This window comes from uncultured Intestinimonas sp. (assembly GCF_944387725.1).
GTDB lineage: Bacteria > Bacillota > Clostridia > Oscillospirales > Oscillospiraceae > Intestinimonas.
The window spans coordinates 1-14,248 of the sequence record NZ_CALXGA010000056.1 but is presented as its reverse complement, the minus strand read 5'-3'; the positions used below and the strand labels follow the sequence as shown (position 1 = coordinate 14,248).

The window sequence follows — 14,248 nt, the reverse complement described above, 5'->3', positions numbered from 1 at the left end:
TTTGTCAAACATATTGGACGGCGAAGTCACAAGGCGAAAGCCAGCGGAGGGGCCTCATGGGGAAGTTGTTGGAGCGTTGGTTGTGAACAGCGAGCTGTTTTGCAAAGTCATTCAGGGAGTAAAAGCAGTGGCAGGAGTAAAAATGCTTCTGGTCCTCCCTGTGGCTGCGCGCCACCTTGCCGTTGCGGCGAGGCGTGTAGGGCCGGATGCGCTTGTGGCGGATACCCAGCTGGGCGGCGGTGGACTCAAACAGAGTGGGCAGATCGCGCTTGCCGTTGGAAAAACGGTTGGTGAACTCAAATCCATTGTCAGTCTGGACACACTCCACGCGGATGCCTCGGCGAGCATACCACTTGAACAGCTTTTTCAGGAAATCGGCGGAGGAATCGGTGGACTGCTCCGGGTAGGCGGCCAGGAAGCGCAGGCGGGTAAACTCGTCAATGGCAGTATATTGGTACAGGCGCAGTTCCGGGTCTGTGATACAGCGTCGGGGGACCACCTTCACATCCACCTGGACCCGCTGGCCGGGATAGGTTATCTGCTGGTAGGGCTTAGATTTATAAGCTGGTTTCTTCTCTTTCGACGAGAATGGCCCAGCTTTCTCATGACCCGGAACAAGCTCTCCGGGCGGCGGGTATAGCCCCGCTGCCGCAGACGGCGCCACAGTTCCACCATGCCGAGGCGGGGGTTCCTGCGGCGCATGTCCCGGATCAGCTTCAGCTCCGCTTCCGTGTGCTGGTTGGGGTGGCTATGGGGCCGCCGGGACTGGCAGGCCAGGGATGCCACGCTTCCATCCCAGCGCGCTTTCCAAAAGTAGATGTACGACCGGCTCTTGTTGTACTTCCGGCTGGCACGGCTGACGCCGTAGTTCTCCGCATACTTCATCATGGATTGCCGGTATGCCATGTCCTGTGTTATACTCTTGCTCATGAAGGATATGGCCCCCTCTCGTCAAGCTGTTGGCTGCAACTCCAACTATATCCGATGAGGCCTTATCCTTCATCCTTTTTCTTCCTCTGTCCAAGATCTATTGTAGTCCTACAAATCTTGAAAAGGGACTCCAAAAACATAGCATTGTCAATTCCCCCGCCAGGGAGTATAATAATAAGATAAGTGCGGTGTACGCAGAGAGAGGGAGGGAGCGCGGAATGGATTATGAGACCCAGCGCCGGCTCATGTGTGAGCTGGGCCGCCGGATGTGGGAGCGCGGCTGGGTGGCCGCCAACGACGGCAATTTCAGCCGCCGTCTGGGAGAGGGGCTGTTCCTGGTGACCCCCGCCGGGGTGAGCAAGGGCTTCCTCACCACCGACATGCTGGTGGTGGTGGACAGCCAGGGCCGGATGGTCCAGGGGGCCTCCTCTTTCCGCCCCTCCTCTGAGACCCCCCTGCACCTGGAGTGCTATCGCCGCCGGGAGGACGTGGGAGGGGTCTGTCACGCCCATCCCCCCGCCGCCACCGCCTTCGCCTGCGCCCGCCAGGGCCTGGAGGAGCCCCTGGTGGGGGAGGCCGTCATGACCTTGGGGCCGGTGCCCTGCGCCCCCTACGGCCGCACCGGCACCCAGGCCCTCCCCGACGCCGCCGGGCCCCTGCTGGACCACCACGACGCCCTGCTCCTGGCCAACCACGGGGCCCTGACCATGGGCCCCAACCTGGAGAGCGCCTACTGGCGCATGGAGACCCTGGAGCACACCGCCCAGGTCTGTCTGAACCTGCGCATCCTGGGGGGCGGCGTCCCCCTGAGCCCCGAGGAAGCCCAGGCCCTCCGGGGCCGCTGACTTCTGCATCCCGTCCGGCTTTTGGTCTGCCGGGCGGTATCCCGCCACAGCCTTTGAGGAGGAACTGCCCATTATGGATCCCATACCCTTACCCCTTGTCCTGGCCTGCGCCCCCTCCGACACCCCGGAGGACACCCTGCCGGAGATGCTGCGGGCCTGTGCCGCCGCCGGCGCCGGCGCCCTGGCCGCCCCCCTCCCGCCGGACCCCCTGCTCCCGGCGGAGGAGTCCGCCCGGATCGCCCTGGTCCAGGAGGCGGGGGGGGGCCGGGCCCGTACCGCAGGGGTCCTGGCCCCCCCGGAAAAGGCCTGGGAGGAGGTCCCCTTTGAGGGCCTGGTGGACCTCTACGCCCAGCGGGCCCGGGCCCTGGCGGGGGCCGATCTCCTCCTGGTAGAGGGGGTCCAGGCCATGGCCCAGGCCCGGGCCGCCCTGCTGGGGGTCCGGCAGGCGGGGCTCACCCAACCGCTGCTGGTAGTCTGCCGCTGCGATGAAGAGGGCCGCACCCCCTCCGGCGGGGACGTGCTGGCCTGCGGCATCGTCATGCAGGGCATGGGGGCGGCCGCCTTCGGTCTGCGCTGCCCGGACCCGGGGGTCCTGGAGGAACAGCTGGCCCGCCTCCGCCAGTATCTGGACCTCCCCCTCATCGCCGGGGCGGGAGAGGGAGGCTGTGCCGCCCATGTCCCGGCCTGGGCGGCGGCGGGGGCCCGGGTCTTTCTCAGCGCCGCCCGGCCGGAGGGGGTCTCCACCCTGGCCGGAGCCCTGGAGGGGGTGGACTTCTCCGCCTTCCCCCCGGTGGAGCGGGACCCCGACGTCATCCCCTGCGCCAGCGAGACCGAGGCCCGGTTCATCACCCCCGACGTGGACGTGGGGGAGACCATTCAGTGCTCCCCGAACCTGCTGGAGGACATCCTTACCGCCGAGGAGGAGAGCCCCGTGGGGGCCCTGCGGATTGCCATTCTGGAGCAGGACGATGTGGACCTCTTCGCCCAGGAGCAGTACGCCATTCGGGACGCCCTCTGCCTGTGGTCCGACGTGCCGGAGCTCCTGGAGGCCGCCCTGCGGGTCTACCAGGGCCGGGCCTTCTACGACGGCACCGCCGGCCTGGAGCCGGAGGTGCTGGACCGCCTGCGCCGGACCTACGGCCTCATTCTGTTATAGGGATAAAAGGAGCGGTCACAACAGAAGGGCGAAAAAAGACAGGCTGGCTCAGCCTGTCTTTTTTCGCCCCCATGGACAACGGGCCCGTTTCCGGGCGGGACCCTTTGGGGTTTGTTTGAAACACAGCAATGTGTCCAGCGGCGGGGTTTGGCCGCTGGCCGGTCATGCTGACGATGTTCAAGCAAGCCCTAATTCCGCCGGACCCACTTGCCGAACAGCGTCTTTTTATAGTGCAGCAGCTCCTCCCGGGCCGGCTGGTAGTCCCCGGCCTTTTGCAGCAGCGCCACGGCCCGGGGGATGTCCGCCTCCACCCCCAGCCCCTGGCCGTAGATGCAGCCCAGCTCATAGTAGGTCTGCGTCTGGGGCTTTTCCACCCGCTCCAGGAACTGCCGGGCCAGGTCGTAATTCTGCTGGGTCCCCAGGCCGCCGAAGAAGCAGTGGCCCAGATACTCCAGCACCCAGTTGCCCACCCCGGCGGGGCTCTGGTAGGCCTGGGCGAAGAGCTGATAGGCCCGCCCGTAGTCCCGCTCCACGCCGGCGCCCAGATACAGGTCCTGGGCCAGCATCACCATACAGGACACGCTGCCTCGGGCAACCCCCCGCTCGTAATAGGCCACGGCCCGGGCCTGGTCGTGCTCCACCCCCTTGCTGAATTCGTAGGCCCTCCCCAGCAGGTACCAGGAATAGGCCTCGCCGCCCTCAGCCGCCTGCTCCAGCCACTTCAGGCCGGCGGTGCCGCCGCCTTCCAGCAGCCGCTGGCCGTAGACCTCCTGGCAAGGGGGGAGCCCTGCCTCGGCCCCGGCCTTCCAGACCTCCGCCACCTTCTCCGGCCGGGGTGGGATCAGGTCCTCGTCCCCCTCCTCATAGAGCTTTCTCAGATTGTAGGCCGCGAAGAACACCCCGCCCCGCAGGGCCTTCCAGAACCAGTCCTCCGCCTTGGAGGCGTTCTCCCGCAGGTAGTCCCGGTAGGCCTCGTGGTTGGGGAAGTCGCCGGGCCGCTTGCCGTCAATCTTCGGAAAGTCCCACCAGAAGTAGACGTTGCCCACGGTGTACTGGCAGAAGGCGTCGCCGGACCCGGCCATCTCCACCACCCGGTCAAAGGCCGCACGGAGGCTCTCAAAGGGCATGTTCTTCTTCACCGAGGGCGTCAGCTCCCCGCTGCGCAGGCACAGCAGCACCGCCAGGGCGCTGCCCTCCTGGGCGGCCTGGCGCATGAGCTCGGTGGCCCGGGCCTCGTCCTCCGGAAAGTGGTGCTCCGCCCAGACGTAGCTGGGGCCGTTCAGGCAGCGGGCCAGCAGGCACTTGGCGTCAGCGTCCCCGGCGGCGGCCTCCCGCTCCAGCAGCTGGAAGCCCTCCTGTCCCCGGCCCTCCCTCATGTGATAGAAAATGCAGTCCAGGGCCTCGGCCACCGGAGGGGAAAATACGCGCTCTATCATTGTCCGCCCACCCTCTCAATCCTTAAAAAATGATTTGGTAATGTTCTTCCAGGCCCGGTCGGGGACCAGGCTTCCCGCCCGGAACTGCTCCAGGGCCCCGGCGGCCTGGCGGGGGCTCATACGGGTTTCGTACACCTGCATGGCCCCGTCCCGGAGGATGCCGCAGCGGACCAGGGTGCGGCCGTCGGAGGCGCCGCCCGCCTCGGTGAAGAAGAACGGTCCTCCGTTGGCCATCTGGTAGCCCACGAAGGTGTATGTACCCGCCCGGATACCCTCGGCGGCCAGATCCAGGTCCTCCCCGGTGAAGCTGTCAAACTGCTGCCGCCCCTCGGGGCCCTCCAGCCACAGCGCCGCCGGCCGGTCTCCGGGGGGCCCGCCGGGGGCCCGGCCCCCGGACAGCAGGGTCACCGGCTCCCAGCCGCCCCGGTCCAGCGCCCGGCCCGCCAGCCAGTCCTCCAAAAGCTGCCCGGCCCTCACCTGGGAAACGGCCCACAGATACCCCCTCGTGGGGGGGCCATCCCGGTCCGGGGCAGCCTTGAGCAGCAGCTCCACCGGCCTGTCCCGGCCGGGCCGCAGCCGGACCTCCAGCTCGGAGAAGGTCTCGCCGCCGCCGGGCCGGGGCCGGGAGGGGGTCAGAAAAAACACCGTCTCCTCCCCGGCGGCCAGGCCCCGGGCCAGGGTCTCCCGGAGCTGGCCGCCGGTGAGCCGGGAGGTGGCCGTGCCGTCGGCCAGGGTCAGCGTCATGTCCTGGGCGGGGCCGCTGTCCCGGTCCGATTGGGCTGCTGCGGCGGCGCGGCTGCCCATGCGGCGGCGGCGCTCCCGCAGGAACTGCTCCTGCTGCTCCTCGTCCATGCCCCACAGCCGCTCATACTGGTCGTTGACCCCCCGGACGGCGTCCGGCGCCCGCAGGGCGATGCAGTCGGCGGCGGCCTTCAGGTCCTGGGGGCTGACGTAGAAGTCGGTCCGGTGGAGCTGGAACCGGTCGTCGATGAGCACCAGGGCCATCTCCCGGGAGGACCTGCCGTGCCGGAGGACCATGCGGTCGATGGTGTAGATGCCGCAGATCCGGGGGATGTAGTTGGCCTCCTCCCCCAGCACCCACGCCTCCCCCACGCCCACAGGGCCGAACCAGAGGCCGTGGGCCTCCAGGTCCTCATCCACCATGGCGAACAGCTCCCGCACCGGCGGGGCCTCGTCTGGGTAGGGGAGCTGGCTGCGGATGGAGGCGGCCAGCTTGCTCTTCTCAGGAAAGCACGCGTCCCGCAGGGCGGTGAAGGTCAGGTACAGGCCGATCAGCCCCGACACCGCCCCCAGGGCCAGGACCGTCAGCAGATCCTGCCACCGCCGCTCCCAGGCGTAGGGGCTCAGCCAGAAGCAGGCCACGGCCAGGGCCAGCAGCGGCAGGCCCGGCGCCAGGCGGATCAGCTTCTTCCGGGTGCGGGCCAGGCAATAGCCCTCCTGGACGCCGTTGGGGCTGTATTTCCGCCGCTCCACCACCATCAGGAGGATCACCGGCAGGGCAAACAGCCGCAGCAGCACCAGCAGCGCCACATAGATCAAGGCATACCAAGGCCACTGCAAAAAGCGGGGCATGGGCTTCCTCACAGGATGTCGGCCTCCCTTCTCACGGGTCAGTATATTGTGCATTGTAACCGATGGGCTGTGGGTTGTCAATGCCCCGCGCCGGGACGGACGCCCGAAAGAGCGGCGGCGGGGCGGGCCCTCACCCGCACTTGGAGTAGCCGCAGTCCCGGCAGGTGACACAGCCGCCCTCATGTTCCAGGGGGGCGCCGCACTCGGGACAGAACTTGGCCAGCTTGGCCTCGGCGGGGGTCATGTCGGGGTCCAGGTTGCCCCGGGGACCCATAGGGGGGACCACCTTGGCCGGCCGGGGGGCGGGGGCCGCCGCGGGCTGGGGGCAGGGGGGGAGCTGGGCGCTTTTGGAGGTCTTCATCACCTTCTCAATGGCCTTGGCGATGGCGTCGGGGCAGGAGGTGACGGGCACGTCGCTCTGCCGCAGGCAGGAGGGGCAGCGGATGCCCTTGAGCTGGGTGATGATCTCGTCGCTGTCCACCCCGGAGCGCAGGGCGATGGAGACCAGGCGGGCGGTGGCCTCCGACTGGGAGGGGCAGCCCCCGGCCCGGCCGGTATTGGTGAAAACTTCGCAGATGCCCTGCTCGTCGTAGTTGACGGTGATGAAGAGCTTGCCGCAGCCGATCTTCACCTTCTCCGTGTAGCCCATGGTGACGTCGGGCCGGGGACGGGGCAGGATGGAGCCGTTGCGCAGGACGCAGGCGGTGGAGTCGCACTCGGCGGAGAGGACCTGCTCCACATGATCGGGAAGGGGCTTCTCCCCGGAGGCGGGGGCCGCCGGGGCCTCCTTGCCGTCGTTGACCTTGCCGATGTTCAGGACCTGCTCGTCCCGGGAGCCGTCCCGGTAGATGGTGGTGCCCTTGCACCCCAGCTCGTAGGCCAGGCGGTAGACCTCGGCCACCTCCTCCCGGGTGGCGGAGTTGGGGAAGTTCACCGTCTTGCTCACGGCGTTGTCGGTGAACTGCTGGAAGGCGGCCTGCATCTTCACATGCCAGATGGGGGAGACGTCATGGGCGCAGACGAAGACCCGCTTCATGTCCTCGGGGATGCCCGCCACATGGGCCAGGCTGCCCTGCGCCACAATCTCCTGCATCAGCGCCTCGGAGTAGAGCCCCCGGCGGACCAGGGCCTCCTTGAGAATCCCGTTGGTCTCGATGAGGTGGGTATTGTCCATGACGTTGCGGATATAGGCGTAGGCGAAGACGGGTTCCACCCCGGAGGAGACCCCGGCGATGATGGACAGGGTGCCGGTGGGCGCGATGGTGGTGACGGTGGCGTTGCGCAGGGGCTTGCCCTCCCGGTAGATGCTCTCCCCGAAGAGGGGAAAGGCCCCCCGCCGGGCGGCCAGGTCCTGGCTGGCCTGGTGGCTGGCGCTCTGGACCAGGCCCATGACCTCCCGGGCCATGGCCACCCCCTGGTCGGAGTTGTAGGGAATGCCCAGATAGAGGAGCATGTCGGCAAAGCCCATGACCCCCAGGCCGATCTTCCGGGTGAGCCGGGTGACCCGGTCGATCTCCGGCAGGGGGTACTGGTTGACCTCGATGACGTTGTCCAGGAAGTGGACGGCCTCCCGGACGGTGCGCTCCAGCTTCTCCCGGTCCAGGGCATACCCGCGCTCCGTCCGCTTGAGGTGGTTGACCAGATTGATGGAGCCCAGGTTGCAGGCCTCGTAGGGGAGGAGGGGCTGCTCGCCGCAGGGGTTGGTGGATTCAATCTCCCCCTGTGCGGGACAGGGGTTGTCCCGGTTGAGGCGGTCCAGGAAGATGATGCCGGGCTCCCCGGTGCGCCAGGCCGAGTCCACAATGGCCTGGAACACCTCCCGGGCCGGGAGCTCCCCTGCAGCCTGTTTGGAGGCGGGGTCCACCAGCTCGTACGTCCCGCCGGACTCCACGGCGGACATAAAGGCCTCGGTGAGGCCCACAGAGATGTTGAAGTTGGTGATCTCCTTGGTGTCGTTCTTGCAGGTGATAAACTCCCTAATGTCAGGGTGGTCCACCCGGAGGATGCCCATGTTGGCCCCCCGGCGGGTGCCCCCCTGCTTCACCGCCTCGGTGGCGGCGTTGAAGACCTTCATGAAGGAGATGGGCCCCGAGGCCACGCCCCCGGTGGAGTTCACTGTGGAGCCCTTGGGCCGGAGCCGGGAGAAGGAGAAGCCGGTGCCGCCGCCGGACTTGTGAATGAGGGCGGCATTCTTAATGGCGTCGAAGATGTCCTCCATGGAGTCGGCCACCGGCAGCACAAAGCAGGCCGACAGCTGCCCCAGGGGCCGCCCGGCGTTCATGAGGGTGGGGGAGTTGGGCAGGAAGTCCAGACTGGTCATCAGGTCAAAGAAGGACCTGGCGGTGGCGTCTGTGTCGGCCTGGGGGTCGAAGTGGGCGTCGGCGGCGGCGATGGCGCCGGCCACCCGGCGGAAGAGCTCCTCTACGGTTTCCACAGGGTCCCCGTGCTCGTCCCGAATAAGGTAGCGGCGCTCCAGCACCGCCCGGGCGTTCTCGCTGATGGGCATTTTTTTCGTCTCCTTCTGTATCGCGGATACCGCTTCATTTTAAAATCAGGCGCCAGCGCTCCATCCGGTTAGAAATTGCAGTTTGGGCCCGGAGCAGGGTGGGGGCCTGAGCAGGCGGAGGACGCAGATGGGCTTACCGCCTATCCAGGACGGCAACGCACGCAGGCGCTCAGCCTGCCCGGGTAAGATTCCGACCGGATGGAGCACTAGATATTGTATCAGAGAAACCAGAGAAGTCAAGATATCGTTTTCACTAAAAAACGAAGGGCTCTGTTTGGGGTTTGCCGGGGGAACGTGTGGGCCCGGGAAAAATACCGGCGGGCCCAGCGGGCGAAAGGCCCCGCCGGTGGGGCGGGAAGTTCCACATCCGCGCACAAAGCAAAACCTCGGCGCAGGGGCGGCTTTGCCGTCCCGAGCATGTAAAATCAAAGGATGGAGCCGCCCTTCGGGCGGCGAAACCCAAAAGAAAGACAGGCTGAAAGCCTGTCTTTCTTTTGGGTGGAGATAAGCGGCATCGCACCGCCGCCTCTTGAGTGCCATTCAAGGGCTCTTCCGGTACAAACGTGCAATCCCCCCCTCTAAAAAGGGGAAGCTGAGCGCCTGCGTGTACTGCCAGCCGAGTGGGCGGTAAGCCCATCCGCGAATCCCAGGCCGCCGCCCGCCGTATTTGCCGCGCCGCCCGGTATCGGTCTTCAAAAACCGCATCCGGTGGATGATATGCCCTTCTTCAGCCGGACCCACGGCCGTCACCCTCTTTGTTCTCCTTTTCGTCCGGGTCCGTCAAAAAGGCCAGATACCGCCGGTGCAGCCGGAAGGTGCCCACCACGCTCCAGATACCGGCCCCCAGCAGCACGCCGGCCAGAACGCCCCCGGTGACCGGGGCCCCCAGCACCAGATTTCCGCAGCCCAGAACCAGGAGGAGCACCGCCCAGACCCGGCTTTGGGCAAATTGGATGCCCAGGCAGCAGGCGAGGAGCCCCGCCGTCAAGAGCAGGCTCAACGGCGTGGATCGGCCCCCCCTGGCAAAAAACCGCCGATCTCACTGAACACGGCCAAGATCACCGGACTACTGATGCTGACCCGGTCCTGTTGACTGGCACGGGCGGCGAAAAACTCCTTTTTTGTGCAGGGCTTCATGGATTCGCCCTCCCTTCAGGCCGGGCGGCCAGGGCCACCCAGCCGTCCCGCTCCTTCCGGCTCAGAATTCGAAGGCCGTTCCCCTCCAGGGCGGTCTCCACCTCTCTGGCCCGGGTGTCGATGATGCCGGAGCAGAGGAAGGCCCCGCCGGGGGCCAGCAGCTCCTCCGCCCGGGCCGACAGGGGGATGATGACATCGGCCACGATGTTGGCCAGCACCAGGTCCCAGGGCTCCCGGGCCAGCTCCGCCCCCAGGCTCCCGCCGGTGAGGATGTCCCCAGCCAGGAAGGTGCAGCGGTCCCGGCCCAGGCCGTTGAGGGCGGCGTTTTCATAGGCCACGTCCACCGCCTTGGGGTCGATGTCCACCCCCAGGGCGGTCTCCGCTCCCAGCAGCAGGGCGGCGACGGAGAGGATGCCCGAGCCGCAGCCAAGGTCCAGTACCCGCCCGCCGGGGCGGACGAATTCCTCCAGCCACTCCAGGCAGAGCCGGGTGGAGGCGTGGCTCCCGGTGCCGAAGGTGAGTCCGGGGTTCAGGTAGAGGGCGGTGCGGCCCTCAGGCGCCGGCTCCCCCCGCTCCCATTCCGGGACAATGTAGAGGCGCTTCCCCACAGCCAGGGGCTTATAATACTTCTGCCAGCTTGTGGCCCAGTCGTTCTCCCGGAGCCGGGAGGTGGTATAGGGGGCCTCCACGCCCGCCAGCCAGCGCCGGAGCTGGGCCTGGCCGTCTGGGTCGTCGGTGACATAAAACTTCACCCGGGCCGCCCCCCTCATCCGCTCCAGAAGGCCGTCGTCCACATAGTCCCAATACTGCCGGTTCTGCTCCAGAAAGGATTTGAAATCCTCCTCATCCTCGATGACCAGTCCCACAGCCCCGTTCATGGTGAGCCGGGCGCACAGGGCGTCCAGCTCCGGAGCGGTGGTCTCCAGGGTGACTTCCAGCCAAGTGGTATCCATAAAAATGCTCCTTTTCCCCGGCCCGCTTACCGCTCCGTGCCCAGGAAGAAGAGGGCCACGGTGCCCGGCCCGGAGTGGGCCCCGATGACAGGACCGATTTCGTTGATGGTGATGTTTTGGGTCCCCAGTCGCCGCCGGACCTCGTCGGCCACCCGCTGGGCGTCGGCGGAACAGTCGCCGTGGCTGAGGAAGACGGTCTGTTCGGCGGGGCGGATGGCGGTCCGCTCCATCTGGTCCACCAGGGCGGTGAGGGAGGCCCCCCGTCCCCGGGCCTTGGACATGTTGACGAGGCGTCCCTCGTTGTCCACATGGAGCACCGGCTTGATGGAGAGCATGGAGCCCACCACGGCGGTGGCGGTGGAGATCCGGCCCCCCCGCTTGAGGAAGTGGAGGTCGTCTACGGTGAACCAGTGGCAGATGTGGAGCTTGTTCTGCTCCACCCAGTCCCGGACCTCCTGGATGGAGGCCCCCTTCCGTTTCTCCTGGACGGCGTACCACACCAGAAGCCCCTGGCCCAGGGAGGCGCAGAGGGTGTCCACGGTGAAGATCTTCCGGTCCGGGTACTTCTCCCGAAGCTCCTCCACGGCGATGACTGAGGACTGATAGGTGGCTGACAGGCCGGAGGAGAAGGCCAGCACCAGTACGTCCTTCCCCTCCTGAAGCAGGGGCTCCAGCACGGCGGTATAGCCGGCCACGTTGACGGCGGAGGTGGTGGCCATCTCCCCCGCCCGGAGCATCTGATAGAAGGACAGCAGGTCCATCTCCCGGCCGTCTGGGTAATTGCGGTAGGTCTTGCCGCAGATGGTGAAGGAGAGGGGGAGGACCTCCACCCCCAGCTCCTGAACTAAGTCCGCCGGCAGGTCGGCGGAGGAATCGGTGACAATGACAAAATCAGACATCGAGGGAACCTCCTCATCAAACACAGGGCGGACGCCCCGGTCCTCACTTCTTTTTGCGCTCGGCCTTCTCCTCCCTGGGGGCCAGAAGGCTGAGCACCCGCTGGCAGGCCAGCTTGTCGGCATAACTGCGCAGGGCCAGCCGCAGGGCCAGCCCGGGCAGCTCCTCCTCCGGCAGGGTGGGGTCCAGCACCTCGGCGGCGCAGTCCTGGGCCAGGGAGAGCTCCCGGCAGAAAGCGGCGTAGAGGGCCTCCGGGTCCCGGCCCCGGGTTCCCACCTGGAGCAGGTCCCGGGTCTCCCGCACCGAGAGCACCTGCTTCAGGGCGCAGATGGCGGTGAGGTAGCCCAGGTGCGTTTTGTTGTACTTCTTTCCCTCGGCCCGGGGCAGCAGCCCGTCCTTGATGTAGTTGTTCACCATGGCCGGGGTCAGGGCCTCCCCCTGGCCGTAGGTGATGAGCTGCCGGGACATGTAGGAGATCACCTGGTCCATGTAAAGGCCGATGTCGGGGAATGCGTCCCAGGGCATGGGACGCTCCTCCTCCAGCCGCCGCTTAAGTTCCTCCAGCTCCTCCACGCAGAGCGCCTCCTCTCCGAATCTTTCCAATCACATCTTGGAATATGAGAATCATTATACCACATTCTGCTTCCCAGTGTAAAGGAAAGAAATGGAGACCGCATCGGAGCGGCCGGACAGACAGACCGGGACCGCGGGCATGTCGCCCGCAGTCCCGGTTATACCAATTCCAAGGGTTCTGGGTCTCAGCCGCCCAGATAGGCCCGCTTTACGTCCTCATCCTCCAAGAGGTCCCGGGCGGGGGCCGTCTTGACGATGCGGCCCGTCTCCAGGACGTAGCCCCGGTCGGCCACCGAAAGGGCCATCTGGGCGTTCTGCTCCACCAGGAGGATGGTGGTCCCCGAGCGGTGGAGGTCCTGGATGATCTCGAAGATCTGCTCCACCAGAATGGGGGCCAGGCCCATGGAGGGCTCGTCCAGCATCATCAGCCTGGGCTTGGACATCAGGGCCCGGCCCATGGCCAGCATCTGCTGTTCGCCGCCGGAGAGGGTGCCGGCGATCTGCTTCCGGCGCTCCTTGAGCCGGGGGAACTGGGCGTAGACCTGCTCGATGCTCCCGGCCACCTCGCCGTTGGGGCGGGTATAGGCCCCCATCTCCAGGTTGTCCTCCACCGTCATCTGGAGGAAGACCTGCCGCCCCTCGGGCACCTGGGCCAGGCCCATGGCCACAATCTTGTGGGCGGGGACCCCGGAGAGCTTTTTCTCCAGGAAGGTGACGGCGCCGGTGCGGCTGTGGAGGAGGCCGGAGACCGTCTTGAGGATGGTGGACTTTCCGGCGCCGTTGGCCCCGATGAGGGTGACCACCTCCCCCTCGTCCACATGGAAGGAGATGTCCTTCACCGCGTGGATGGCGCCGTAATAGACGTTGATGTGATCGACTTCCAGCATATGCACGGCGCTCACTCCCCCTTTCCGGAGCCCAGATAGGCCTTGATGACCTCGGGGTTGTTCTGAATTTCCTCCGGGGTGCCCTTGGCGATGATCTGGCCGAAATTGAGCACGCAGATGCCCTCGCAGATGCCCATGACCAGGCTCATGTCGTGCTCGATGAGGAGGACGGCGATCTGGAAGGTGTCCCGAATCTTGACGATGTTCTCCATGAGCTCGGCGGTCTCCGAGGGGTTCATGCCGGCGGCGGGCTCGTCCAGGAGCAGCAGGGAGGGGTTGGTGGCCAGGGCCCGGACGATCTCCAGCCGGCGCTGGGCCCCGTAGGGGAGGCTCCCGGCCTTGGCCCCCGCCAGGTCCTGCATGTCGAAGAGGCTCAAAAGCTCCATGGAGCGCTCCCGGGCCACCTTCTCCTCCCGCCAGTAGGAGGGCAGGCGGAACACGCCGCTGAAGAAGCCGGAGCGGATGGCGTTGTGCATGCCGATCTTCACGTTGTCCTCCACCGACAGGTTGCCGAAGAGGCGGATGTTCTGGAAGGTCCGGGCGATGCCCATGCGGTTGACCTGGGCGGTGGTCATGCCGGCGGTGTCCCTGCCGTCCAGGAGGATGGTGCCCCGGGTGGGCTGGTAGACCTTGGTGAGCAGGTTGAAGACGGTGGTCTTCCCCGCGCCGTTGGGCCCGATGAGGCCGGCGATCTCGGTGCGGCCGATGGCCATGTTGAAGTCGTTGACGGCGGTGAGGCCGCCGAAGTCGATGCCCAGGTGCTGGGCCTCCAGGATGGGGGACTTGTCGATGTCCCGCTCGGGGATCTTGTTGGGGCTGGGAACGGTCACCAGCTTGGTGGGCTCCCGCTGGGGCTTACTCATGCCGGGCACCTCCTTCCGCTCTGGCGTCGGCTCTGCGGATAGCCCGGTCCCGCAGGACCTCCTGCAGCCGGCTCCGGGCGTCCTGGAACAGGGGATTGTTGGTGATGAGCATCACCAGGATGAGGACGATGGCGTAGACCAGCATTCTGTAGTCGGAGAACTCCCGCAGGGCCTCGGGCAGGACGTAGAGCACCACGGTGGCCAGGATGGAGCCCCACATGTTGCCCAGCCCCCCCAGCACCACATAGACCAGCACCAGGATGGAGGTGTTGAAGTCGAACTGGGCGGCGCTGACGCTGGCGTAGTTGAGGCCGAAGAGGGCCCCGGCCGCCCCCGCCAGGGCGGCGGAGGTGACGAAGGCGATGAGCCGGTACTTGGTGACGTGGATGCCCACGCTCTCGGCGGCGATGCGGTTGTCCCGGATGGCCATCACCGCCCGGCCGGTGCGGGAGCGCACCAGGTTGAGCACCAC

The 14,248-nt window shown here is 66.7% G+C and carries 15 protein-coding genes; 2 read left to right on the top strand and 13 right to left on the bottom strand.

Annotation, left to right across the window (positions count from 1 at the left end):
• Window positions 1-4: 4 nt before the first annotated feature.
• Together Q0K09_RS08360 and Q0K09_RS08355 are read right to left on the bottom strand one after the other, a co-directional pair.
• Complete coding sequence (locus Q0K09_RS08360; protein WP_294475216.1) at window positions 5-499, bottom strand: DDE-type integrase/transposase/recombinase; 495 nt, start codon at window positions 497-499, stop codon at window positions 5-7.
• Window positions 500-534: 35 nt separating this feature from the next.
• Window positions 535-906, bottom strand: a complete 372-nt coding sequence (locus Q0K09_RS08355) for a hypothetical protein (RefSeq protein ID WP_294475214.1) — start codon at window positions 904-906, stop codon at window positions 535-537.
• 242 nt (window positions 907-1,148) lie between these two features.
• Between Q0K09_RS08355 and Q0K09_RS08350 the strand changes: the two genes are divergently transcribed.
• Window positions 1,149-1,775 (top strand): class II aldolase/adducin family protein, encoded by a 627-nt coding sequence (locus tag Q0K09_RS08350; RefSeq protein ID WP_294475212.1) that lies wholly within the window; start codon window positions 1,149-1,151, stop codon window positions 1,773-1,775.
• A gap of 73 nt (window positions 1,776-1,848) precedes the next feature.
• Complete coding sequence (locus Q0K09_RS08345) at window positions 1,849-2,931, top strand: homocysteine S-methyltransferase family protein (protein ID WP_294475210.1); 1,083 nt, start codon at window positions 1,849-1,851, stop codon at window positions 2,929-2,931.
• Window positions 2,932-3,119: 188 nt separating this feature from the next.
• Here Q0K09_RS08345 and Q0K09_RS08340 read toward each other — a convergent pair whose 3' ends face one another.
• The 11 genes from Q0K09_RS08340 to Q0K09_RS08290 form a co-directional block, all read right to left on the bottom strand.
• Complete coding sequence (locus Q0K09_RS08340; RefSeq protein WP_294475208.1) at window positions 3,120-4,367, bottom strand: hypothetical protein; 1,248 nt, start codon at window positions 4,365-4,367, stop codon at window positions 3,120-3,122.
• Between the two features lie 15 nt (window positions 4,368-4,382).
• The gene (locus Q0K09_RS08335; RefSeq protein ID WP_294475207.1) at window positions 4,383-5,972 is read right to left on the bottom strand and encodes a hypothetical protein; all 1,590 of its coding nucleotides are present in this window, start codon (window positions 5,970-5,972) and stop codon (window positions 4,383-4,385) included.
• A 118-nt stretch (window positions 5,973-6,090) separates the two neighbouring features.
• The gene (locus Q0K09_RS08330; protein WP_294475218.1) at window positions 6,091-8,487 is read right to left on the bottom strand and encodes a vitamin B12-dependent ribonucleotide reductase; all 2,397 of its coding nucleotides are present in this window, start codon (window positions 8,485-8,487) and stop codon (window positions 6,091-6,093) included.
• Between the two features lie 706 nt (window positions 8,488-9,193).
• Complete coding sequence (locus Q0K09_RS08325) at window positions 9,194-9,466, bottom strand: hypothetical protein (RefSeq protein ID WP_294475205.1); 273 nt, start codon at window positions 9,464-9,466, stop codon at window positions 9,194-9,196.
• Window positions 9,463-9,603, bottom strand: coding sequence for a hypothetical protein (locus tag Q0K09_RS08320; RefSeq protein ID WP_294475203.1), 141 nt, complete (start codon window positions 9,601-9,603; stop codon window positions 9,463-9,465). The genes Q0K09_RS08325 and Q0K09_RS08320 overlap by 4 nt, the downstream gene beginning before the upstream one ends.
• Complete coding sequence (prmA, locus tag Q0K09_RS08315; RefSeq protein ID WP_294475201.1) at window positions 9,600-10,556, bottom strand: 50S ribosomal protein L11 methyltransferase; 957 nt, start codon at window positions 10,554-10,556, stop codon at window positions 9,600-9,602. The genes Q0K09_RS08320 and prmA overlap by 4 nt, the downstream gene beginning before the upstream one ends.
• A 26-nt stretch (window positions 10,557-10,582) precedes the next feature.
• Window positions 10,583-11,455, bottom strand: coding sequence for a DegV family protein (locus Q0K09_RS08310; protein ID WP_294475200.1), 873 nt, complete (start codon window positions 11,453-11,455; stop codon window positions 10,583-10,585).
• A 43-nt stretch (window positions 11,456-11,498) separates the two neighbouring features.
• On the bottom strand, window positions 11,499-12,026 hold the full coding sequence (locus tag Q0K09_RS08305; RefSeq protein ID WP_294475198.1) for a DUF1836 domain-containing protein: 528 nt from the start codon (window positions 12,024-12,026) through the stop codon (window positions 11,499-11,501).
• A 185-nt stretch (window positions 12,027-12,211) separates the two neighbouring features.
• Window positions 12,212-12,913 carry an ABC transporter ATP-binding protein gene (locus Q0K09_RS08300; RefSeq protein ID WP_294475196.1) on the bottom strand — a complete coding sequence of 234 codons (702 nt, stop codon included), beginning with the start codon at window positions 12,911-12,913 and terminating at the stop codon, window positions 12,212-12,214.
• A gap of 11 nt (window positions 12,914-12,924) precedes the next feature.
• Window positions 12,925-13,776, bottom strand: a complete 852-nt coding sequence (locus tag Q0K09_RS08295) for an ABC transporter ATP-binding protein (protein WP_294475194.1) — start codon at window positions 13,774-13,776, stop codon at window positions 12,925-12,927.
• Window positions 13,769-14,248, bottom strand: a 480-nt coding sequence (locus tag Q0K09_RS08290) for a branched-chain amino acid ABC transporter permease (RefSeq protein WP_294475191.1), incomplete at its 5' end; no start/stop codon positions are given. The genes Q0K09_RS08290 and Q0K09_RS08295, both read right to left, overlap by 8 nt.

Excerpts from the sequence above, each read along its gene's own strand:
- Q0K09_RS08355 (WP_294475214.1), bottom strand. The coding sequence starts at position 906 with ATGGCATACCGGCAATCCATGATGAAGTATGCGGAGAACTACGGCGTC.
- Q0K09_RS08350 (WP_294475212.1), top strand. The coding sequence starts at position 1,149 with ATGGATTATGAGACCCAGCGCCGGCTCATGTGTGAGCTGGGCCGCCGG.
- Q0K09_RS08345 (WP_294475210.1), top strand. The coding sequence starts at position 1,849 with ATGGATCCCATACCCTTACCCCTTGTCCTGGCCTGCGCCCCCTCCGAC.
- Q0K09_RS08340 (WP_294475208.1), bottom strand. The coding sequence starts at position 4,367 with ATGATAGAGCGCGTATTTTCCCCTCCGGTGGCCGAGGCCCTGGACTGC.
- Q0K09_RS08320 (WP_294475203.1), bottom strand. The coding sequence starts at position 9,603 with ATGAAGCCCTGCACAAAAAAGGAGTTTTTCGCCGCCCGTGCCAGTCAA.
- prmA (WP_294475201.1), bottom strand. The coding sequence starts at position 10,556 with ATGGATACCACTTGGCTGGAAGTCACCCTGGAGACCACCGCTCCGGAG.
- Q0K09_RS08310 (WP_294475200.1), bottom strand. The coding sequence starts at position 11,455 with ATGTCTGATTTTGTCATTGTCACCGATTCCTCCGCCGACCTGCCGGCG.
- Q0K09_RS08300 (WP_294475196.1), bottom strand. The coding sequence starts at position 12,913 with ATGCTGGAAGTCGATCACATCAACGTCTATTACGGCGCCATCCACGCG.
- Q0K09_RS08295 (WP_294475194.1), bottom strand. The coding sequence starts at position 13,776 with ATGAGTAAGCCCCAGCGGGAGCCCACCAAGCTGGTGACCGTTCCCAGC.